Raw genomic sequence first — 908 nt, 5'->3', positions numbered from 1 at the left:
CTAACTCGATGTACTTCTGCGTGATTTTCTTCTAGTTTTGAGATCAGCTGCCTAAGCAAATCTTCAGCTTGAACAATACCACTACGACTTCTATGGGAGCTAGGCAAACCCTCGCGTTCTGGTGCTTTAAAACCCTTGGAGCGTTTTAGGCGTGAGAGTATGTTCAGTTTAGCTTGGTTCATTGGCGTGGCTCCTTGCTTTGTCCATCAAATTTTTGATGGCTATGCTTTAGCCTCTCGTGAAGGGTACGTGCACTTGGGCGAGCCGGTGTTCGGGTATTGCGCCATGCTTTTGGGTAGCAAGTGCTGATGAAAGGTAAGGCGCCCATGAGCTTGGTGACTAGGCGATAGAGTTTGGGGTGGGTATGGATCACTTTCCACAAACGCCAGATCCACGATTCTACCTTTAGCGTCGAGCCAGTAGCTTGTTGTTTGTTTCTCAAACTACGGATAAGTTGAGGCAGTTTAATATCTACTGGGCAGGCTTCCCCGCAGGCGCCATTAAGGGAGCAGGCATTTAGAAGCTCCCCATGACTTGCCATACCCTTAAGTTGAGGCATAACAACCTGCCCAATAGGGCCGGGGTAGGTTGTGCCGTAAGCATGTCCGCCTATTTTGGTATAGACCGGGCAGTGATTCATGCATGCACCACAGCGAATACAAGCGAGAGTGGTTTTCAGCTCCGGATCTTGTTGGATGAGTGAGCGGCCATTGTCGAGAATAATTAAGTGAACTTCCTCGGGGCCGTCAAGTTCTCCTGCTTGACGCGGGCTGCTAATCAAGTTGAGGTAGCTGGTGATATGTTGGCCGGTTGCGGAACGAGTGAGAAGGCGTTGTAGTGTTGGTAGTTCTCTCAGGCTTGGAATAACTTTTTCCAGGCCCATAATTGCAATGTGCACCGGAGGAGCT

2 protein-coding genes are annotated in these 908 nt (G+C 49.7%); both read right to left on the bottom strand.

The window, feature by feature from the left end:
* Positions 1–182: hypothetical protein (locus A3729_RS29945; RefSeq protein WP_156498238.1), on the bottom strand; the 182-nt coding region annotated here is incomplete at its 3' end.
* Positions 179–908: 4Fe-4S dicluster domain-containing protein (locus tag A3729_RS29940; protein ID WP_156498237.1), on the bottom strand; the 730-nt coding region annotated here is incomplete at its 5' end. The genes A3729_RS29945 and A3729_RS29940, both read right to left, overlap by 4 nt.

Source organism: Oleiphilus sp. HI0043 (assembly GCF_001634935.1).
This window is presented reverse-complemented; position numbering and strand designations above follow the sequence as displayed.